The sequence below is a fragment of the Azorhizobium oxalatiphilum genome (assembly GCF_014635325.1).
Classification (GTDB): Bacteria; Pseudomonadota; Alphaproteobacteria; order Rhizobiales; family Xanthobacteraceae; genus Azorhizobium; species Azorhizobium oxalatiphilum.
This window is the reverse complement of sequence record NZ_BMCT01000002.1, coordinates 403,825-425,584: the sequence shown is the minus strand read 5'-3', so window position 1 is coordinate 425,584 and position 21,760 is coordinate 403,825. Positions and strand designations below refer to the sequence as shown.

The window sequence follows — 21,760 nt, the reverse complement described above, 5'->3', positions numbered from 1 at the left end:
GCTTGCGGGACCGATCGACATTCAAACGCGACATTGATGAAGCAAATGATCGTCATGCCCGGGCTTGTCCCGGGTATCCATGCCGTGCCGACTGTGCAGACCTCTGAAGCCTGTTTCGTGCGGCGCCGCGTGGATACCCGGGACAAGCCCGGGCATGACGGCGTTCTTTGGAAAAAAGCGCACGCTGAATGTCGAGCCGTCCGGGTCCCCCTCACTCCGCCGGCTGCGGGCGGCGGAAGAGGCGGGGCTGGCGGTCGCGGCGGCGCAGGCGGTCGAGCCAGAGATAGACCACCGGCGTCGAATAGAGCGTCAGCAGCTGGCTCACCAGCAGCCCGCCGATGATGGAGATGCCCAAAGGCTGGCGCATCTCCGCGCCCGTGCCGTTGGCCAGCGCCAGTGGCAGCGCGCCGAAGATGGCGGCGAGCGTGGTCATCAGGATCGGCCTGAAGCGCTGGAGGCAGGCTTCGCGGATGGCCTCGCGGGGGGCGAGCCCCCGGCCGCGCTCGGCCTCCAGCGCGAAGTCCACCATCATGATGGCGTTCTTCTTCACGATGCCGATGAGCAGGATCACGCCGATGAGCGCGATCAGGCTGAATTCCGTGCGGCAGACGATCAGCGCCAGAAACGCTCCCAGTCCTGCCGAGGGCAGGGTGGAGAGGATGGTGATGGGGTGGACGAAGCTCTCATAGAGGATGCCGAGCACGATATAGACCGTGGCCAGCGCCAGCAGGATGAGCAGCGGCATGGTGGAGAGCGACTTCTGGAACAGCTGCGCCGTGCCCTGGAAGGTGCCGTGCACGTTCGCCGGCACGCCGATCTCCATCATGGTGCGATGGATGGCGTCCGTCGCATCGCTGAGCGAGCGGCCCTCGGGCAGGTTGAACGAGATGGTGGTGGCCGCGAACAGGCCCTGATGGTTCACCGACAGCGGCGTCGAGCCCGGCCCGAAGGTGGCGAAGGCGGACAGCGGCACGGAGGGCGAAAAGCGCGTGCTCACCGCCGCGCCCGTGGATGTGCCCGAGCGGGTGGTATTGGCGATGCGGTTGGTGTTGGCGTTGCGGATGGCGTCGGTGGCCGCATCCGATCCCGCCAGCGTCGAGGCGATGGCGGCGGTGGAGGCGCTGCCCGCCAGCGCGCCGCCGGTGGTGGAGACGCGGATGTCGTCCAGCGTGCGCGGGTCCTGCCAATAGGCCGGGGCCACCTCCATCACCACGTGATACTGGTTCAGCGGCGCATAGATGGTGGACACCTGCCGCTGCCCGAAGGCGTCATACAGGGTGTTGCTGATCTGGCTCATGGAGAGGCCGAGCTTCGCCGCCGTGTCGCGGTCGATGTTCAGCTCCACTTCCAGTCCCTTCTCCTGCGTGTCGGAGTTCACGTCGGCGATCTGCGGGATGCGCCGCAGCGCCTCGGTGATCTTGGGCGTCCATTCGCGCAGGGCCTCCAGATCATCGCTCTGGAGGGTGAACTGGTATTGCGCGTTCGATTGCCGCCCGCCCGCGCGCACGTCCTGCATGGCCTGCAGATAGAGCACCGCGCCGGGCACGCTGGAGAGCTTTCCGCGTAGCCGCGCGATCACCTGATCGGCGCTGGCCTTGCGTTCCTCCAGCGGCTTCAGGGACACGAAGACATAGCCGGAATTGGTCTGGCCACCGCCCGTATAGCCCACCACGCTGTCCACGGCGGGATCGGCCTTGATGATGTCCACGAAGCGGGCAAGCTTCTGCTTCATGAGCTGGAAGGAGATGCTCTGGTCGGCCTGAATGCCGCCCACGAGCTGGCCGGTGTCCTGCTGGGGCATGAAGCCCTTCGGCACCACCGTGAACAGATGCACGTTGAGCGCGATGATGCCGCCGAGCAGCAGCAGGATGAAAAGCGCGTGCCGGAGCGACCAGTCCAGCGACACCTCATAGCCCTTCATCACCGCCGCGAAGATGCGCTCGGACATGCGGGCGAAGCGGCCCGGGGGCTTCTCGTCCTTCCGCTCGCGCAGCAGATAGGCGCACATCATGGGTGTCGTGGTGAGCGAGACCAGCAGCGACACCAGAATGGTGACGGAGAGCGTCACCGAGAATTCGCGGAAGAAGCGCCCCACGATGCCGCCCATGAGCAGCAGGGGCAGGAACACCGCGATCAGCGAAATGGTCATGGAGAGGACGGTAAATCCCACCTCCTTCGCGCCGATCAGCGCCGCCTCCATGCGGGATTTGCCGGCCTCGATATGGCGGGTGACATTCTCCAGCACCACGATGGCGTCATCCACCACGAAGCCGGTGGCGATGGTGAGCGCCATGAGGGAAAAGTTGTCGAGGCTGTAACCCAGCAGATACATGGCCGCGAAGCTGCCCAGCAGCGACACCGGCACCGCCACGCAGGGAATGACCGCCGCCCGCGCATCGCGCAGGAAGGCGAACACGACCACCACCACCAGCACCACGGCCAGGATGAGCGCATGCTCCACGTCCGCCACCGAGGCGCGGATGGTGGCGGTGCGGTCCTGCGCCAGCGTCACCTCGATGTCGGAGGGGATGGAGGCTTTCAGCTCCGGCAGCAGGGCGCGGATGCGGTCCACGGTCTCGATGATGTTCGCGCCGGGCTCGCGCGAGATCATGATCAGCACCGAGGGACGCCCGTCCGCGAGGCCCTCGTTGCGGATGTTCTCCACCCCGTCCACCACGTCGGCCACGTCGGAGAGGCGCACGGCGGCATTGTTGCGATAGGCGATGATGAGCGAGCGATAGGCCGCCGCCTCCTTGGCCTGATCGTTGGTGTAGATCTGCCAGCGCTTTTCGCCCGCCTCGATGGCGCCCTTGGGCGCATTGGCATTGGCGGCGGAGAGCGCGGCGCGCACGTCCTCCAGCCCGATGCCATATTGCGCCAGCGCGTGCGGATTGATCTCCACCCGCACCGCCGGCAGCGAGGCGCCGCCGATGTTCACCTGCCCGACGCCCTTCACCTGTGAGAGCTTCTGCTGGAGCACGGTGGCGGCGCTGTCATAAAGCTGGCCGCGCGTGAGCGTGTTGGAGGAGAGCGCCAGCACGAGGATGGGCGCGTCCGCCGGGTTCACCTTCCGATAGGTGGGATTTGAGCGCAGGGCCACCGGCAGATCGGCGCGCGCGGCGTTGATGGCCGCCTGCACGTCGCGGGCGGCCCCGTCCGCATCCCGGCTCAAATCGAATTGCAGGATGACGCGGGTGGAGCCGAGCGAACTGGTCGAGGTGATCTCGCTGATGCCGGCGATCTGGCCGAGATGCCGTTCCAGCGGCGTCGCCACCGTCGCCGCCATGGTGTCCGGGCTCGCGCCGGGCATGGAGGCGCTGACCACGATGGTGGGAATGTCCACCTGCGGCAGCGGGGCCACCGGCAGCCGGAAGAAGGCAAGCGCCCCCGCCAGCGCCAGCCCCAGCGTGAGCAGCGTGGTCGCCACCGAGCGGCGGATGAAGGGGGCGGAGATGTTCACCGCAGCGCCTGTCCGGGCTTGAGGCCCGCGAAGCGCGAGACGCGCCGGGCGAGGCCGTCGAAGGCGAGGTAGATCACCGGCGTGGTGAACAAAGTGAGCACCTGACTGACGATGAGGCCGCCGATGATGGCGGCGCCCAGCGGCGCGCGCAGCTCCGAGCCTTCGCCCGCGCCCAGCACCAGCGGCACCGCGCCCAGCAGCGCCGCCATGGTGGTCATGAGGATGGGCCGGAAGCGCAGCAGGCAGGCCTGATAGATGGCCTCGCGCGGGCTCATGCCCTCGGTGCGCTCGGCATCCAGCGCGAAGTCGATCATCATGATCGCATTCTTCTTCACGATGCCGATCAGCAGAATGATGCCGATGATCCCGATGATGTCGAGGTCGCGCCCCGTCATCATCAGCGCCAGCAGTGCGCCGATGCCCGCAGACGGCAGGGTGGAGAGGATGGTGATCGGGTGGATGTAGCTCTCATAGAGCACGCCCAGCACCACATAGACCGTCACCAGCGCCGCGAGGATCAGCAGCAGCTGGTTCGAGAGCGCGCCCTGGAAAGCCAGCGCCGCCCCTTGGAAGGAGGTGGTGATGCTGGCGGGCATGCCGATCTCGCGCTCCACATCCTGCACCGCCGTCACCGCTGCCCCGAGCGACACGCCGGGAGCGAGGTTGAAGGACACGGTGATGGCCGGGAACTGGCTGAGATGGCTCACCTGCAAGGGCGCGCTGCGCTCGGTGAAGGTGGCGAGCGCGGAGAGCGGCACCTGCCCGCCGCCGGAGGCGGGCACATAGACATTCTCCAGCGACTGGATGCTGGCCTGAAGGCGCGGATCGGCTTCCAGGATCACCCGGTACTGGTTGGTCTGGGTGAAGATGGTGGAGATGATGCGCTGGCCGAATGAGTCATAGAGCGCATTGTCGATGGTGGCGGTGGTGACGCCGAAGCGGGCGGCGGTGTCGCGGTCGATGGTGATGTCCACCGCGAGGCCCTTGTCGAGCAGGTTGCTGGACACATCAGCCAGTTCCGGACGCTGGCTGAGCGCATCGGTGAGGCGCGGCACCCATTTGGACAGATCGTCGGGATCGGTGGAGGAAAGGATGAACTGATACTGGCCGCGCCCGATGGTGGCGTCCACGGTCAGATCCTGCACCGGCTGCATGTAGAGCGCGATGCCGCGCACCTTCGCGGCTTCCGCATTGAGCCGCTGCATCACCTCCAGCACGCCGCCGGAACGCTCGTCGCGAGGTTTCAGCGCGATCTGCAACCGCCCGCTGGAGAGCGTGGCATTGGTGCCGTCCGCGCCCACGAAGGAGGTGACGCTGGCGACATCCTTGTCCTTCAGCAGCGTTTCCACCAGCGCGGTCTGGCGCTCGGAGATGGCGGCAAACGAGGTGGACTGCGAGGCCTCGGTAACGCCCTGGATGAGGCCGGTGTCCTGAATGGGGAAGAAGCCCTTGGGGATCGCCACATAAAGCGCGGCGGTCAGCGCCAGCGTGGCGACGGCGATGATGAGTGTCGCCGCCTGATGACGCAGCACCACGGTGAGCATGCGGCCATAGACCGCCACCATGCGGTCGAACCAGCCGGCCTTGCGCGGCTTGCCGGGGGCGGCGTGCGGGCGGGCTTTCAGCATGCGGGCGCACATCATGGGCACCAGCGTCAGCGACACCACCGCCGAGATGAGGATGGTGACGGAGAGCGTGATGGCGAACTCGCGGAACAGGCGGCCCACCACATCGGCCATGAACAGCAGCGGGATCAGCACCGCGATCAGCGACACGGTCAGCGAGACGATGGTGAAGCCGATCTGCTGCGAGCCCTTCAGCGCCGCCGCGAAGGGCTCCATGCCCTCTTCCACGTAGCGCGAGATGTTCTCGATCATGACGATGGCGTCATCCACCACGAAGCCGGTGGCGATGGTGAGCGCCATGAGCGAGAGGTTGTTCAGGCTGAAGCCGGCCAGATACATGACCGCGAACGTGCCGACGATGGAGAGCGGCACCGACAGGCTCGGGATGATGGTGGCCGGCACGCTGCGCAGGAACACGAAGATCACCGCCACCACGAGTAGCACCGCAAACACCAGCTCGATCTCGGTGTCGATCACCGAGGCGCGGATGGTGGTCGTGCGGTCGATCAGCACGTCCACATGCACGGCGGCGGGCAGGTTCGAGGTCAGCTCCGGCAGCAGCGCCTTGATGTCGTTGGCGACCGCAATGACGTTCGCTCCCGGCTGGCGCTGCACGTTGAGAATGATGGCGGGCGTGGTGTTCATCCACGCGGCGAGCTTCTCGTTTTCCGCCCCGTCGGTAACTTCGGCCACCTGGGAGAGCCGCACGGGCGCGCCCTTGCGATAGGCGATGACGAGATCACGGTAGACCGCCGGATCCTTGATCTGGTCGTTGGCGCTCACCGTGTAGGCGCGCATGGGGCCGTCGAAACTGCCCTTGGGCGTATTGACGTTGGCATTGGCGATGCTTGAGCGCAGGTCGTCGATATTCAGCCCATAGGCCGCCAGCGCCGACAGATTGGCGCGGATGCGCACGGCCGGACGCTGCCCGCCGCCGAGGCTAACGAGTCCCACCCCTTGCACCTGAGACAGCTTCTGGGCGATGCGGGTGTCGGCCAGATCCTCCAGATCGGAGAGTTTCAGCGTGGGCGAGGTGACGGCCAGCGTCAGGATGGGCGCGTCCGCCGGGTTTACCTTGGCATAGATGGGTGGGGCGGGCAGATCGTTGGGCAGCAGGTTGCCCGCCGCATTGATGGCCGCCTGCACCTCCTGCTCGGCCACGTCCAGGGTGAGGTCGAGGCCGAATTGCAGGGTGATGATGGAGGCGCCTGCGGAGGAGACCGAACTCATCTGCTTGAGGTTCGGCATCTGCCCGAGCTGGCGTTCCAGCGGCGCGGTGACGGCGGAGGTCATCACCTCCGGGCTCGCGCCCGGATAGAAGGTGCGGACCGCGATGGTGGGATAGTCCACCTCCGGCAGCGCCGAGAGCGGCAGGAAGCGGAAGGCGACGATGCCCACCAGCAGCAGCGCCGCCATCAAAAGCGAAGTGGCGACCGGCCGCTCGATAAAGGGTGCGGAGGGGTTCACGGCGTGCGCACCGGCGGCGCGCGGCGGGCGCCTTCGCCCGGCCCTTCCTGCTGCGGGCGGGCGGGAGCCGCCTGCGCCCCCGGCGCGTCCGGCTCGGTGATCTTCGAGCCTTCGCGCAGGCGATCGGCACCATCGACAACCACCTTGTCGCCGGGCTTGAGGCCCTCGCTGATGGCCACCTTGTCATTGGCCGAGGGACCGAGCGTCACCTTGCGCACGCTCACCGCATTGTCGGCGCCGACGAGGTAGACATAGGTGCCCGGCACCCCGCGCTGCACGGCGGCGGTGGGGATGACGACGATGTTCTCCAGCGTGTTCACCAGCAGGTCCACGTTCACGAACTGGTTGGGGAACAGGCTGCCGTCCTCATTGGGGAATTCGGCCTTCAGCTTCACCGTGCCGGTGGTGACGTCCACCTGATTGTCCACGGTGACGAGCTTGCCGGTGGCGATCTTGGCCCGGCGGTTGCGGTCATAGACCGAGACCGCAAGCTCCGTGCCGCTGTTGAGGCGGCGCATGACGGCGGGCACCACGTCCTCCGGCAGCGAGAACACCACCGTGATCGGCTTCATCTGGGTGATGACCACGAGGCCGGTGGCGTCCCCGCCCTGCACGTAATTGCCCACGTCCACCAGGCGGATGCCGAGGCGGCCGGAGACGGGGGCGACGATGTGGCAATATTCAAGGTTCAGTTCCGCCGTGCGGACCTGCGCCTCGTCCATCTCCACCGTGCCCTGATATTGCTGCACGAGGGCGGTCTGGGTATCCACGGTCTGCTGCGAAGCGGCATTGCGGGCCACCAGAGTCTGCGAGCGGGCAAGGTCCAGCTGGGCGTTGCGCAACTGCGCCTGATCGCGGGCGAGCTGGCCCTGCGCCTGCTTCAGCGCCGCCTCATAGGGGCGGGGGTCCACCTGCGCGAGCGGATCGCCGGCCTTCACCTCCTGGCCTTCCTTGAAATAGATGTTGGTCAGGCGGCCGGAAATCTGCGTGCGCACGGTCACGGTGGTCAGCGGCGTCACCGTGCCGAGCGCGGTGAGCGTCACCGGCAGAGCGCCGGTCTGGGCGGTGGCGGTGGCGACGGGAATGGGGCCGGTGAAGCTGCGGCGGCCGGTGGGGGCGGCGCTCTCCTGCGGGCGGATCCACCAGCCGGCGGCCACCAGCAGCACCAGCGCCGTGCAGATCACGGCCGACCACGGGAAGCGGCGGCGCGGCTTGACCTCCTGAGGGGCGATGCGGCCTTCCTCAAGGGTAATCGGTTCTCCCTGCAAATCCCGGAGCGGGCGCGGGTCGTTCATGGCCTGGATCCTGATCCTGCGTTTGGCTCAGCGTTCTGTCTGGGTGCGGTACCGGGGGCGCTGGCGCTCGGGGTCGTCTGGCGGAATCCAGTCCGCGAGACGCGCCCGGCCTTCCGGGGACATCTTCGCGGCGGCCTTCAGAACGGCGCCGTGAAGCGCCGCCCAGATGCCCCGCCGGGCATCGCGCAGGGCGTTAAGCGCCTGATCCGCCGCGACCGGATCGAAGGGCTCGGCCTGCAATGCGCGGCGCACCTCTTCCTGCGCCGTGCGTGAGGCAGCCCGCCCTGCCTCGATGGTCGGCTGCACAGTTTTGAACTGTGCCAAAACTTCCTTTGCATCCTGTTGCGGCAAACTCGCGGCAAGTCTGTCGATGCGCGCATTCGGGCTGCGATCCAGCGGCGATGGGCCGTGTTTCCCGCCCATATGCACGGCAACGGCGACAGCAATGCCGATGAAGAACAGGTTCAGCGCCAGCGATGCGATCAGCAGCACCCGCCGGGGCGCGCGGGTGGGGGCTGGACGGGCGGTGTCACTCACAGGCCATTCTCCGCCAGGGGATCGGGATCGAACATGATGCCGCTCACATCGGCATCGGCGAGGCGGGTGGGCGCGGGACTGGAGAGGGAGAAGCCATAGACCCCGCCCATCTCCACCAGATGCCCGCCGAGCAGGAAGCCGAGCATGGCCATGCCGGCCAGCGCCGCGACGCCCGGCCATGCCGGGCGCAGGCCGAGCGCGGCGAGCCAGTTTTCCGCCCGCTCCCGCCAGGGGCGGGGCTGCGTGGGCAGGGGGGCGGCGCGCAGGCGTGTGGCGACCCGGCGTGCGATCGCTTCGTCCTCCGCGGTCGGCTGGCCGTCGAGGGCGGTGGTGAGCAGGCGCTCCAGTTCCATCGCCTGCCCATGCAGGGCGCGGGCCGCCGGATCGGCGGCCATCAGCGCTTGGGCGCCCATGCGCAGGTCTTCCGGCCATGCCGCGAGGTCGGGGCCATGGAGGGCGAGGGCGTCTTCCAGATGGGACAGGGAAAGAGCGGGGATAGGCGCTTTCATGTGTCAGCCCTCGTCCGATGACGGGATGAGCCTGGCCCTGAGCGCCTTGCGGGCGCGGACCAGAAGAGTTTCGACGCCACCCACCGTGGTGCCCATGATCTGGGCCGTCCGGTTGTTGGACAGCCCTTCCCAATAGGTGAGCAGGACCGCTGCCCGCTGCCGGGCGGGCAGAGTGCCGATGGCACCGGCGAGACGGGCGCGCTCGGCCCGGCTTTCCAGCTGCGCCTCGGCATCGGGCGCGGGATCGGCGGGATCGCCGGCTGCGTCGAGCGGGGCGTGGGGAACGCGGCGTTTGTGGTTGAGGCAGAGATTGACCACGATGCGATGCAGCCATGTGCTGAAGGCCGCCGTGGGCTCCCAGCGCGGCGCGGCGCGCCAGACGCGCAGGAAGGCTTCCTGCACCACCTCCTCGGCGTCGGCGTCATTGCCGAGCGTGCGGCGGGCGAGGGCGACAGCGCGCACGAGATGGCGGTCGCACAGGGTGCGGAACGCGGCCTCGTTCCCCTGGGCGACGCGGGCCATGAGGTCTTCGTCGCGGGTCTGGTCGCGATCGTCGTCTGGCTCTCGCATCCGGGGACTCGGCACCGCTCCTCTGTCCAGAATGGCACCACCGCGCATTCCTCCTCAATCCCGTTCGCTCCGGCGCCCCTTAGGGGAGCCCGCCGGGCGACTCTTCAGGGGGCCGGTTTTCATCCGCCCACGGACCTTTAACCCGTGACCTGACGAAACCCTGCGCTCGGGCGCGCCGGATCGGTCCGATCTGCCGTCCTCACCGGCTGCCAACCCTCGCAACCAAGCGTGAGCGGGGTATTTCGCGCGTGTAACAGATTGTGTTCACGGTTCCGTGAGGTGCGAAATCACGCCGCAGGGTTCCGTCCGCGCGCGGGTTCAAGGGTTGGACTTCCTCCCCGATCAAGGGTCGACCTGATGCGCCGTGTTCTGTGGGTTGTGGCTGCCGTGGTGGCGATTGCCGGTGGCGTTATGTGGCGTGTCGGGGTGTCGGCGCAGGAGCAGCCCGCGCCGAGCGCGAAGCCGCAGGCGCCTGCCATTCCCGTGGTGGCCGAGCCGGCCAAGGCGCAGGACATGCCCGTCTATGCCAGCGGCATCGGCGCGGTGCAGGCCTACAATTCCGTGACCGTGAAAGTGCGGGTGGACGGCGAACTGCATGAGGTGCTGTTCAAGGAGGGGCAGGAGGTCAAGCAGGGCGAGGTGATCGCCCAGATTGATCCACGCACCTACAAGGCGGCCCTCGCGCAGGCTGAGGCCACCAAGGCGAAGGATGAAGCCTTGCTCGCCAACGCCAGGCTGGATCTCGCCCGCTACCAGACGCTGGTGGACAAGAACGCCGCCTCCCAGCAGTCGCTGGACACCCAGAAGGCGCTGGTCGCCCAGTATCAGGCGGCGGTGCAGGGCGATCAGGCGGCCATCGACAATGCGCAGGTGCAGCTCGGCTTCACCACCATCAAGGCCCCCATCTCCGGCCGCACCGGCGTGCGGCTGGTGGACGAGGGCAACATCGTGCGCACCACCGACACCACCGGCCTCGTGGTCATCACCCAGCTGAAACCCATCTCGGTGATCTTCGCTCTGCCGCAGGAGCGGCTCGACGAGGTGCGCGATGCCATGGCGCGCGGCCCGGTTGCGGTGGAAGCTTTCCGCCGCGACGGCACCACCTTGCTGGGCGAAGGGCAGGTGGCGCTCATCGACAACCAGATCAGCGCCGACACCGGCACCCTGCGTATCAAGGCCACCTTTCCCAATGACGGGCTGAAGCTGTGGCCGGGTGCCTTCGTGAACGTGAAGGTGCGGGTGAACACGATCCATGACGCCGTGACCGTGCCCTCGCAGGTGGTGCAGCGCGGGCCGGACGGGCTCTATCTCTATGTGGTGACGACCGGCAACACGGTGGAGAAGCGCACCGTGACGGTCGCCTCGGCGCTCGGGCCGACCACCGTCATCACCAGCGGCCTGAAGGCCGGCGAGCGGGTGGTGGTGGATGGCCAGCTGCGACTGACGCCGGGCGCGCGGGTCAATGTGGTGCCCCCCAAAGGCGGGGCGGGTGAAAAACCCGCCGAGACGGTGGCCGGCACGGACGAGAAGCGCGCATGAGCATCTCGACCCCCTTCATCCAGCGTCCCATCGCTACCACGCTGCTCATGGTGGCCATGGTGCTGATCGGCCTCGTCGCCTATCCGCTGCTGCCGGTGGCGCCGCTGCCGCAGGTGGATTTCCCCACCATCCAGGTCTCCGCCAGCCTGCCGGGTGCCAGCCCGGAGACCATGGCCTCCTCGGTGGCGACGCCCCTTGAGCGCCAGTTCAGCCAGATCGCCGGCGTCACGCAGATGACGTCTTCCAGCGCGCTGGGCGTGGTGTCCATCACCATCCAGTTCGACCTCAACCGCAATATCGACGCGGCGGCGCAGGACGTGCAGTCGGCCATCACCGCCGCCTCCGGCCAGTTGCCCAAGAACCTCCCCAGCCCGCCGACCTTTCGGAAAGTGAACCCGGCGGACTCGCCCATCCTGATCCTCTCCGTGCAGTCCGACCTCTATCCGCTGACCAAGCTGGATGACGTGGCCGACACCATGCTGGCGCAGCAGATCAGCCAGATCCCCGGCATCGCGCAGGTGGCGATCACGGGCGAGCAGAAGCCGGCGGTGCGGGTGCAGGTGGACCCGGCCAAGCTCGCAGCGCTGGGCATGAGCCTTGAGGATGTGCGCGCGGTGCTCGCCGCCGCCACGGTGGACTCGCCCAAGGGCTCGTTCGATGGGCCGGCGCAGAGCTTCACCATCTATGCGGATGATCAGCTTCTGGCCTCGCAGCCGTGGAACGACGTGATCATCGCCTATCGGGCCGGCGCGCCGGTGCGCATCCGCGACATCGGGCAGGCGGTGGACGGGCCGGAGAACCAGCGCCTCGCCTCCTGGCAGAAGGGCAAGCGCGGCATTCAGCTCATCGTCTTCAAGCAGCCGGGCGCCAATGTGATCGACACCGTGGATCGCGTCAGCGGCATGATCCCGCGCCTTGAGGCCTCGCTGCCGCCGGGCATCAACGTCGACATCATCACCGACCGCACGCAGACCATCCGCGCCTCGGTGGACGATGTGCAGATGACCATGCTGCTCACCATCGGCCTCGTGGTGGCGGTGATCTTCGCCTTCCTGCGCAATGTGTGGGCGACCGTCATTCCCAGCATCACCGTGCCCATGGCGCTGATCGGCACCTTCGCGGTCATGTACCTGCTGGGCTACAGCCTCGACAATCTCTCGCTCATGGGCCTCACCATCGCGGTGGGCTTCGTGGTGGACGATGCCATCGTGATGCTGGAGAACATCTACCGGCACATCGAGGAGGGGCTCTCCCCCATGGATGCCGCGCTGAAGGGCGCGGGGGAGATCGGTTTCACCATCATCTCCATCTCGGTATCGCTGATCGCGGTGTTCATCCCGGTGCTGCTCATGGGCGGCATCGTGGGGCGCCTGCTGCGCGAGTTCGCCGTCACCGTCACCATCACCATTCTGGTGTCCGTGGTGGTGTCGCTGACGCTGACCCCCATGATGTGCTCGCTGTTCCTGAAGAACGAGCACGGGGTGAAGCACGGCCGCGCCTACATGGCGATGGAAGCCTTCTTCGAGGGCATGCTGAAGCTCTATGAGAAGGGACTGAAGGTCGTGCTGCGCCATCAGGCGGCGACCCTCGTGGTGCTGGGCCTGACCATCTGCGCCACCGGCACGCTCTATGTGATGATCCCGAAAGGCTTCTTCCCGCAGCAGGACGTGGGCTTCATCACCGGCTTCACGGAGGCCGCGCAGGACATCTCCTTCGGTGCCATGGGCGAGAAGCAGCAGGAACTGATGGCGATCATCGCCAGGGATCCGGCGGTGGAGAGCGTGTCCGGCTCGGTGGGCGCCACCGGCGGCTCGCAGACGGTGAGCACCGGGCGGCTCTGGATCAACCTCAAGCCGCGCGACGAACGCGACGTGAGCGCCACGCAGGTCATCAACCGCATCCGCCCGCAGGCCCAGAAGGTGGTGGGCGTGAACCTGTTCATGCAGGCGGCGCAGGACATCAATGTGGGCGGTAGAGCCTCCCGCACCCAGTATCAGTACACGTTGCAGGACGCGAACCTCGCCGAGCTGAACGACTGGGCGCCGCGCATCCTCGCCAAGCTGAAGTCGCTGCCCGAACTGCAGGATGTGGCCACCGACCAGCAGACCAGCGCGCCCACCGTTTCGCTGACCATCGACCGCGACACCGCCGCGCGCTTCGGCATCCAGCCGCAGGTGATCGACGACACGCTCTATGACGCCTTCGGCCAGCGGCAGGTGGCGCAGTATTTCACCCAGCTCTCGCAATATCATGTGGTGCTGGAGGTGGACCCCAAACTCCAGCAGGACGCCACCTCGCTGGACAAGATCTATGTAAAGTCGCCGCGCACCTCGGAAATGATCCCACTGTCCGCCTTCGTGAAGGTGGACACATCGAAGACCGCCTATCTCTCCATCAGCCATCAGGGCCAGTTCCCGGCGGTGACGCTGAGCTTCAACCTGACGCCGGGCACGGCGCTGGGGCAGGCGGTGGCGGCCGTGCAGAAGGCCGAGCTTGAGATGGGCAAGCCCATCACCCTCATCGGCACCTTCCAGGGCACGGCGCAGGCCTTCCAGGACTCGCTGCGCACCCAGCCCTATCTGATCGCGGCGGCGATCATCGCCGTCTACATCATCCTCGGCATTCTCTACGAGAGCTTCATCCACCCGCTGACCATCCTCTCGACGCTGCCGTCGGCGGGGCTCGGGGCGCTGCTGATCCTCTATGTCTGCGGCTATGACCTCTCGGTCATCGCGCTCATCGGCATCCTCTTGCTGATCGGCATCGTGAAGAAGAACGCCATCATGATGATCGACTTCGCGCTCCAGCGGGAGCGCGAGGAGGGCATGGCGCCGGAGCAGGCCATCTATGAGGCCTGCCTCACCCGTTTCCGGCCGATCATGATGACCACCATGGCGGCGCTGCTCGGCGGCGTGCCGCTGATGCTCGGCCACGGCACCGGCTCGGAGCTGCGCCAGCCCTTGGGCTATGCCATCGTCGGTGGCCTCGCGGTGAGCCAGATCCTCACCCTCTACACGACGCCCGTGGTCTATCTCGCCATGGGCCGGGTGAGCCGCTCCATTGGCCGCTGGCGCAAGCGCGGGACACCGCCCCACGTGGTGGAGCCGCCGGCCCATGCGCGGGCGGCGGAATAGGCGAGGGGGGCGGCCCGGCGTGGATGGCCGGGACAAGCCCGGCCATGACGTTGCTCTGCTGCATGGTGGTCCAAAGGAGAATGGCTAACCCTCCGGCCCGGTTGCGATCCCGCGCCCAAATACCGACATGAGAAGCGAAAGCCCGGCCCTGCCGCTCCCGGTGCTTGGTTGGCTACATGTTTCAAATCGTTTGAATTTGAACCATACCAAGCTAGCCCGGTGGCCCGAGGCGGATTAGGTTCGGCCGAATCCTATTCGCCAGGAGGCACGCCTATGGCCGTCCAAGCCGCTCTCAATGCCCGCGTCGGTGAAGTCACGGAGCGCATCCGGCAGCGCAGTCAGGACGCCCGCCGGCGCTATCTCGACCTCATCGCGGCGGCCAGCGAGTCGGGGCCGAAGCGCCGGGGCCTCGGCTGCGCCAACCAGGCCCACGGCTTCGCTGCCTGCGGCCCCACGGACAAACTGGAGTTGCGCGCGGGCGATGGCGGGAATCTGGCCATCGTCACCGCGTACAACGACATGCTCAGCGCCCATCAGCCCTATGAGCGCTTCCCCGAGCTGATCCGCACCGCCGCCCGCGAGGCCGGCGGCGTGGCGCAGGTGGCCGGCGGCGTGCCCGCCATGTGCGATGGCGTCACGCAGGGCGAGGCGGGCATGGAGCTGTCGCTCTTCTCCCGCGAGGTGATCGCCCTCTCCACGGCGGTGGCGCTTTCGCACCAGACCTTCGATAGCTCGGTTTATCTGGGCATCTGCGACAAGATCGTGCCCGGCCTCGTGATCGGCGCCTTGTCCTTCGGCCATCTGCCGGCGGTGTTTTTGCCGAGCGGCCCCATGACCTCGGGGCTGCCGAACGACGAGAAGACCCGCATCCGCCAGCTGTTCGCGGAAGGCAAGGTGGACCGCGCGGCGCTGCTGGAAGCCGAGTCCCAGTCCTACCACGGCCCCGGCACCTGCACCTTCTACGGCACCGCCAACACCAACCAGATGATGATGGAGATCATGGGCGTGCATCTGCCCGGTGCCTCCTTCATCAACCCCAACACGCCGCTCCGCGATGCGCTGACCCGCGAAGGCGCCAAGCGCGCGCTGGCCATCAGCGCGCTCGGCAACCACTACACGCCCCTCGGCCGCATGCTGGACGAGAAGGCGTTCGTGAACGGCGTCGTCGGCCTGCACGCCACGGGCGGCTCCACCAACCACACGCTGCACATCGTCGCCATGGCGGCGGCAGCGGGCATCACCCTGACCTGGGACGATTTTTCGGACCTCGCCGACGTGGTGCCGCTGCTGGCGCGCGTCTATCCCAACGGCAAGGCGGACGTGAACCACTTCCACGCCGCCGGCGGCATGGCCTTCGTGATCCGCGAACTGCTCGGCGCCGGCCTGCTGCATGAGAATGTGGAGACGGTCTGGGGCACGGGCCTGTCCGGCTACACCGCCGAACCCATGCTGGACGGCAAGGGCAATCTGGCGTGGCGCGACGGCGCGGCGGCCTCCGGCGACGAGGCGCTGCTGCGCCCGGCGGGCAACCCCTTCCAGGCCACGGGCGGCCTGAAGGTGCTGGACGGCAATCTCGGCCGCGCCGTCACCAAGACCTCGGCGGTGGCGCCTGAGCGCCACATCATCGAGGCCCCGGCCAAGGTGTTCCATTCGCAGGAGGAGCTTCAGGCGGCGTTCAAGGCCGGCAGCCTCACCGGCGACTTCATCGCCGTGGTGCGCTTCCAGGGGCCGAAGGCCAATGGCATGCCGGAACTGCACAAGCTGATGCCGCCGCTCGGCGTGTTGCAGGATCGCGGGCAGAAGGTGGCGCTCGTCACCGACGGGCGCATGTCGGGCGCCTCCGGAAAGGTGCCCTCGGCCATCCATGTGACGCCGGAAGCCGCCAATGGCGGTGCCATCGCCAAAATCAGGGATGGCGATATGGTGCGGCTGGATGGCGTGAACGGCCACCTGACCGTGCTGGTGGACGAGGCCGAATGGGCCGCCCGTCCGCTCGCCACGCACGATCTGTCCTCTTCGCATGTGGGCGTCGGCCGTGAATTGTTCGCCCCGCTGCGGGCGGCGGTGGGCGCTGCGGATCGCGGTGCCAGCATTTTTGACCGCACGGCGGCCTGATCCTACCCACGCGGGCAGACGGCAGTGGTTCTGCTATCGCCCGCGTGCCATGGTCCGCCTCCCGGCCCCGGTGGGGGCGCCGAGGTGGAGGTAAGGAATGCGTTCTGCCGCCTTGCTGGCCGTGCTGCTGGCTGCGCCTGTTCTGGTTCTGCCTGCCGTGGCCCAACCGGCGCCTGCCGGCGCGAGCTGGTCGCAGGATCCGTCGTCCGGCTGCCGCTTCACTGCGCCGAAGTCGCTGACCGCCGGGCCGACCTTCTGGACCGGCACCTGCAAGGATGGCCTCGCCACCGGCCTCGGCATGCTGCGGCGGCGTGACGGCAACACGCCCGGCCCCGCTTTCTATGGCGACATGCAGGCCGGCGTGCCGAAGATCGGCGCCATCGACCTGGACGGCGGCTTTGTGGTCGGGCAGTTCAAGGATGGCGACATCGGGCAGGGCGAGGTGGAGCCCAATGACCGCATCAATGGCTTCACCACCGCCGCCAAGGCCGCGCTGGCGGTGAGCGCGAGCTACAAGGTGCAGAACAACGCCGCCTCTGCCCGCCATTATGAGGGCGTGGCGAAGACGCTGGCGCTGCAGGCGGATTTTTGATCGGGCAGGGGGCGGACGGGATGGGACGGTTCTGGATTGCCGCAGCGCTGTGTGCGGCCTTTATCGGTTCGGCACTGCCAACGTCCGCTCCGGCGCAGGGACTGACGGGGGCGGAACTGGCCGCGCTGCCGGCCGATGTGCGGGCCTTCATCAAGCGACGGGACGGCTGCGATCATTTTCGCGGCGAGGAACCCACCGACCCCGAGCGCGCCAAGGAAATCAATACCCAGCTGAAGAAGCTGTGCACCGGCACCGATGCCCAGCTCGCCCGGCTGCGCCTGTCCTACGCCACCAACCGCGCCGTCATGCGCGCGCTGGCCCCCTATGAGCGGAAGATCGAGTAGGCGAGGCTGTTGCCGAACGATGTCTATTGTTGAGCGGCGTATCATTCCAATAGACCCTCATCCCCGGACTTGATCCGGGGATGAGGGTGTTCTGCTGCATGGATGGCCGCCAACGTCTCACGCCGTGATGTGGAACCCGTGGTCCGCATAGGTCACGGAGCCGGTGAGCGGGGCGCCCGCCTCGCTGGCCAGCACGGCCGCCACCCGGCCCACCTGCTCAACAGTGAGCAGGTGATGCGCCGGTGTACGCTCCTGCACCTTGTTGAGCAGTTCGTCGAAACGGTCGATGCCCGAAGCGGCCCGCGTCTTCACCGGACCGGCGGAGAGCGCATGCACGCGGATGCCCTGCGGGGCGAGATCCACGGCCAGCGTGCGCACCACCGCTTCCAGCGCGGCCTTGACCGGCCCCATGAGATTGTAATGCTCCACCACACGGTCGGCGCCGTAGAAGCTCACCGTCTGGAGGCTGCCGCCCTCGGTCATGAGCGGGGCGGCCAGTTTCGCCACGCGGATGAAGGAATGGCAGGACACGTCCATGGCCTGCGCGAAGCCTTCGGCCGAGCAGTCCACCAGATGGCCGTGCAGATCCTCGCGCGGGGCAAACGCGATGGAGTGCAGGACGAAATCCAGCTTGCCCCACGTCTCGCCGATTGCCGCGAACACGGCTTCCAGCTGGCCCGGCTCGCGCACGTCGCAGGGCAGGATGAGCGGGGCGCCGAGGCCTTCCGCCAGCGGGCGCACATGGGGCTCGGCCTTGGCATTCAGATAGGTGATGGCCAGCTCCGCGCCGGCATCGCGCATCACCTGCGCGCTGCCATAGGCGATGGAGCTTTCATTGGCGATGCCGATGATGAGTCCACGCTTGCCTGCAAGATCAACAACGGCGCTCATGCGTACACGTCTCCCATATGAAGGACACCAAAGGCTTCGTCGGCAATGACCTGTTCTTCATCCGTGGGGATGACGAACACCCCCACGCGACTGTCCGGGGCGCTGATGCGCGCGGCGTTCGCGCCATTGGCGGCATCGTCCAGCTTGACCCCCAGCCAGTGCAGATGCGCGCACGCCTCGGCGCGCACGCGCGGCTGGTGCTCGCCGATGCCGGCGGTGAAGACGAGGGCATCGAGCCCGCCGATGGAGGTGGCCAGCGCCGCCATTTCCCGCGCGATGCGGAAGGCGAAGATGGCGATAGCCTCGCGCGCTTCCGGCGCCTCGCTCGCCAGCAGGTCGCGGCTGTCGGCGCTGATGCCGGAGAGGCCGAGCAGGCCGGAGCGGTGGTAGACCAGGTCCTCCACCGCCGAGAGCGGCATGCCGGCCTGCGTCTGAAGGTGCAGCAGCACGCCGGGGTCCAGCGCGCCGCAGCGGGTGGCCATGGGGATGCCATCGATGGTGGAGAAGCCCATGCTGGTGTCGGCGCTCTGCCCGTCCTTCAGCGCGCAGAGGCTGGCGCCGGAGCCCAGATGCGCCGCCACGATCCTGCCGCCCGCCACGTCGGGCGCCACGCGGCCAAGCGCGGAGGCGATGTATTTGTAGGACAGGCCGTGGAAGCCGTAGCGTTTGATGCCGGCATCGAACAGATGGCGCGGCAGCGCGAAGCGGCGCACGAGGTCAGGCTGCGTGCGATGGAAGGCGGTGTCGAACGAGGCCACCTGCGGCAGGCTGGGCCGCAGCCGGGCGATGGCGTTGATCAGCCGCACGCTGTGGGGCTGGTGCAGGGGCGCCAGCGGCACGAAGCCGGCAATGGCCTTTTCCACCTCGGGGGTGATGCGCACGGGACCGGAGAAGGTATCCCCGCCGTGCACCACCCGGTGGCCCACGGCGGTCAGCTCGCTCACCTCGAAATGGTGGGCGAGCCAGTCCAGCGTCTCCTCGATGACCTCGTGCAGGTCTTCGGTGACGTGGGCTTTCAGCGGGATCTCGGCGGTGCTGCGGCCCTCCACGATGTTCAGCACCAGCGGCTTGTGCCGCAGGTCGATGACGCCCTTGCCGATGCGTTTGACCGCCTCGGGGGTGGCATCGAACAGGCCGAGCTTGATCGTGGAGGAGCCCGGATTGAAGGTGAGCAGGATGTGCCGGCTCATGCGGGCACCGCCATTTTCTGCCCGCCGGCGATGGAGAGCTTGGCCAGCGCCACCGAGGCGAGCCGCACCTTCAGCGAGTCCGCCCGGCTGGTGAGGATGATCGGCACCCGTGCACCGAGCACGAGCCCGGCGGCGTCCGCCCCCGCCAGATAGATCATCTGCTTGGCGAGCAGATTGCCGGCTTCGAGGTTCGGCACCAGCAATATGTCCGCCTGCCCGGCGACGGGCGAGACGATCTCCTTGATGCGCGCGGCGGCAAAACTGATGGCGTTGTCGAAGGCCAGCGGGCCGTCGACCTTGGCGCCGGTGATCTGGCCGCGCCTGGCCATCATGCTGAGCGCCGCCGCATCCAGCGTGGCGGGCATGTCCGCATTCACCGTCTCCACGGCCGCCAGCACCGCCACCAGCGGCTCGGGGGTACCCAGCCGGTGCAGCAGGTCGATGGCGTTCTGGCAGATGTCGCGCTTCTGGGCGAGGGTGGGGGCGATGTTGATGGCCGCGTCCGTCACCATCAGCGATTTCGGATAATTGGGCACGTCCAGCGCATAGACATGGCTGATGCGGCGATCGGTGCGCAGGCCCGAGCCCTTGGCCACCACTGCGCCCAGCAGTTCGTCCGTGTGCAGGCTGCCCTTCATCAGGGCCTCGATCTTGCCGGAGGTGGCCAGCTCCACGCCCAGCGCGGCGGCGGCATGGCTGTGCTCCACATCCTCGATCCTGAGGCCGGCGAGCGAGACGCCGGCCTTCTCGGCCGCCTCCTGGATCCTGCGCTCCGGGCCGATGAGGATCGGCTCGATCATGCCCTCGTCACGGGCCTCGATGGCAGCCTGAATGGCCTCGGCGCTGCACGGATGCACCACGCCCACGACCGTGGCGGGCAAAGCGCGGGCCTCGGCGATATAGCGCTCGTAGCGGCCCTGCGGGCGCACGGAGACTTCCGGCACCGCCATGCGCGGCAGGCGCAGTTTTTCGGTGGGGGCGATGACGGTGGCGCTGCCGGCCAGCACCTCGACGCCGCTCTGGTTGATGCAGAGCGTTTCGAGGATGACGATCTTCTTGTCCTCGCGCTTCTCCCGCACGGTGACGGTGGCGGTGATGGTGTCGCCCGGCGAGACGGGCCGGCGGAAGCGCAGGCTCTGTTCCAGATAGATGGTGCCGGGGCCGGGCAGTTCCGTGCCCAGCACGCTGGAGATGAGGGCGCCGGTCCACATGCCGTGGACGATCACATGGCCGAAGATGTCGGTGGCGGCGTAGGCGGGATCGAGATGGGCCGGGTTCACATCGCCGGAGACGGCGGCGAACAGCTTGATGTCGTCATCACCCACCGTGCGCGTCACGGACGCTGCATCGCCGAGAGCCAGTTCCTCGAAGGTTTTGTTCTGCAAAACGTTGCTGGTCATGGCCCCTCACATGGACAGGTGCTGCATGGCGACATGCCATTTGGCGCGCTGCACAGCTGTGAAGGCAAGCGAAAGGGCTCGCCTTGCGTTAGGGCAAAATCGATTTCCGCGGGCAAATGGATTGCCTTACCGCCGGGCGGTAGCTTGTGCGGGTTTCAAGGCTGCGCAAACGAAAAGAGGCCGCCCGGGGGCGGCCTCTCAAAAGCGGAAACGGGGCGCGCGTCAGGCGCCGCCGTACTTGAGGGACATCAGGCTCGCCAGCGTGTCGTCGCTGATCTCGCCGGAGCTGGAGCTGTCGAACAGCATCAGCACCGGATCGGTCGATGAGTTGTTCTCGATGTCGTAGAGCACGGTGAACTGTTTCAGTACCTTGCTGACATAGTCGGGATCCTGAAGATCCGCGATGTCGATGCGCTCGGTGATGGCCTTGGCCTGCGCGTCGATGTCGGCATTGGCCATCTCGTCGGGCAGGCCGAGGAAGGTCTTCACCACTTCGGTGAGGGCCTCGTCGGCGAGGATGTCATAGGCCGATTTGATGCCGGACGCGTTGCGCTCGAAATAGAGCGCGAGCTGCACGCCGGGGTCCGATTCGCCCGCATTGTCCTCCATGGATTGCTGGAGGTAGTTATTGACGGTCGTGGTGATGGTGGTGCTGTCGACGGCGGTGCCATCCTTCAGGCCGCCGAAGGCCGTGGCGAAGGCCTCGAAGCGCGAGTCGCTCAGCTTGTTGGCGAAGCTGCTGGTGTCGGTGAGGTCGCTCTCCAAAACCTTCTTCATATAGGCTTTGGCATAGGCCATGTCCTCGAGGCCGAAGGCGCTCATGGCATAGTTGAACAACTGATAGTTGTTCACGAAGTCATCGATGGAAGTGATTTTGCCGATATTCTCTTCAAAATACGCCGTTGCACGGGCGTTGGCAGGATCGGCGGCTTCCTGCGCGAGAGAAGTGGTCAAATTCTTGGAGAGATAATTATAGGTGGCGAACGTGGAGCCGAGATCTATGGTCATGGCGCACCTGACGTGTGGGTTGTCTGGCCGCGTCCCATAACAAAACGGCGGCGCACGGCTTACGCCGGCACCGCCGCATTGGGG

Annotated in this window: 15 protein-coding genes; 5 read left to right on the top strand and 10 right to left on the bottom strand. The window is 67.2% G+C overall.

What is annotated here, in order from left to right:
* Window positions 1-211: 211 nt before the first annotated feature.
* From IEW24_RS10495 to IEW24_RS10470, 6 genes are read right to left on the bottom strand one after another with little or no spacing between them, the layout of a single operon-like run.
* Window positions 212-3,460, bottom strand: a complete 3,249-nt coding sequence (locus IEW24_RS10495) for an efflux RND transporter permease subunit (protein ID WP_188578202.1) — start codon at window positions 3,458-3,460, stop codon at window positions 212-214.
* Window positions 3,457-6,552 (bottom strand): MdtB/MuxB family multidrug efflux RND transporter permease subunit, encoded by a 3,096-nt coding sequence (locus IEW24_RS10490; RefSeq protein WP_188578200.1) that lies wholly within the window; start codon window positions 6,550-6,552, stop codon window positions 3,457-3,459. The genes IEW24_RS10495 and IEW24_RS10490 overlap by 4 nt, the downstream gene beginning before the upstream one ends.
* A complete protein-coding gene (locus IEW24_RS10485; protein WP_188578198.1) occupies window positions 6,549-7,847 on the bottom strand; it encodes an MdtA/MuxA family multidrug efflux RND transporter periplasmic adaptor subunit in 1,299 nt (432 codons plus the stop codon). Before IEW24_RS10485 ends, IEW24_RS10490 begins: the two co-directional genes overlap by 4 nt.
* Before the next feature lie 27 nt (window positions 7,848-7,874).
* A complete protein-coding gene (locus tag IEW24_RS10480; protein WP_188578195.1) occupies window positions 7,875-8,384 on the bottom strand; it encodes a periplasmic heavy metal sensor in 510 nt (169 codons plus the stop codon).
* Window positions 8,381-8,893, bottom strand: a complete 513-nt coding sequence (locus tag IEW24_RS10475; protein ID WP_188578193.1) for a hypothetical protein — start codon at window positions 8,891-8,893, stop codon at window positions 8,381-8,383. Before IEW24_RS10475 ends, IEW24_RS10480 begins: the two co-directional genes overlap by 4 nt.
* Before the next feature lie 3 nt (window positions 8,894-8,896).
* Window positions 8,897-9,463, bottom strand: coding sequence for a sigma-70 family RNA polymerase sigma factor (locus tag IEW24_RS10470; RefSeq protein WP_188578191.1), 567 nt, complete (start codon window positions 9,461-9,463; stop codon window positions 8,897-8,899).
* A gap of 357 nt (window positions 9,464-9,820) precedes the next feature.
* Between IEW24_RS10470 and IEW24_RS10465 the strand changes: the two genes are divergently transcribed.
* From IEW24_RS10465 to IEW24_RS10445, 5 genes are all read left to right on the top strand, one after another.
* On the top strand, window positions 9,821-11,002 hold the full coding sequence (locus IEW24_RS10465; protein ID WP_188578189.1) for an efflux RND transporter periplasmic adaptor subunit: 1,182 nt from the start codon (window positions 9,821-9,823) through the stop codon (window positions 11,000-11,002).
* Window positions 10,999-14,136: a multidrug efflux RND transporter permease subunit gene (locus IEW24_RS10460; RefSeq protein WP_188578187.1), complete on the top strand. Its 3,138-nt coding sequence runs from the start codon at window positions 10,999-11,001 to the stop codon at window positions 14,134-14,136. The genes IEW24_RS10465 and IEW24_RS10460 overlap by 4 nt, the downstream gene beginning before the upstream one ends.
* 273 nt (window positions 14,137-14,409) lie before the next feature.
* Window positions 14,410-16,251 carry a phosphogluconate dehydratase gene (gene edd / locus IEW24_RS10455; RefSeq protein ID WP_188578186.1) on the top strand — a complete coding sequence of 614 codons (1,842 nt, stop codon included), beginning with the start codon at window positions 14,410-14,412 and terminating at the stop codon, window positions 16,249-16,251.
* A gap of 97 nt (window positions 16,252-16,348) precedes the next feature.
* Window positions 16,349-16,843, top strand: coding sequence for a hypothetical protein (locus IEW24_RS10450; protein WP_188578184.1), 495 nt, complete (start codon window positions 16,349-16,351; stop codon window positions 16,841-16,843).
* Between the two features lie 20 nt (window positions 16,844-16,863).
* Window positions 16,864-17,187: a hypothetical protein gene (locus IEW24_RS10445; protein ID WP_188578182.1), complete on the top strand. Its 324-nt coding sequence runs from the start codon at window positions 16,864-16,866 to the stop codon at window positions 17,185-17,187.
* 117 nt (window positions 17,188-17,304) lie between these two features.
* Here IEW24_RS10445 and fabI read toward each other — a convergent pair whose 3' ends face one another.
* The 4 genes from fabI to IEW24_RS10425 all read right to left on the bottom strand — a co-directional run bounded on the left by fabI (window position 17,305) and on the right by IEW24_RS10425 (window position 21,676).
* On the bottom strand, window positions 17,305-18,078 hold the full coding sequence (fabI, locus tag IEW24_RS10440; protein ID WP_188578180.1) for an enoyl-ACP reductase FabI: 774 nt from the start codon (window positions 18,076-18,078) through the stop codon (window positions 17,305-17,307).
* A complete protein-coding gene (locus IEW24_RS10435) occupies window positions 18,075-19,268 on the bottom strand; it encodes an acetate/propionate family kinase (protein WP_188578179.1) in 1,194 nt (397 codons plus the stop codon). Before IEW24_RS10435 ends, fabI begins: the two co-directional genes overlap by 4 nt.
* On the bottom strand, window positions 19,265-20,668 hold the full coding sequence (locus tag IEW24_RS10430; RefSeq protein ID WP_188578177.1) for a bifunctional enoyl-CoA hydratase/phosphate acetyltransferase: 1,404 nt from the start codon (window positions 20,666-20,668) through the stop codon (window positions 19,265-19,267). The genes IEW24_RS10435 and IEW24_RS10430 overlap by 4 nt, the downstream gene beginning before the upstream one ends.
* A 222-nt stretch (window positions 20,669-20,890) precedes the next feature.
* Complete coding sequence (locus IEW24_RS10425) at window positions 20,891-21,676, bottom strand: DUF1217 domain-containing protein (RefSeq protein ID WP_188578175.1); 786 nt, start codon at window positions 21,674-21,676, stop codon at window positions 20,891-20,893.
* Window positions 21,677-21,760: the final 84 nt, after the last annotated feature.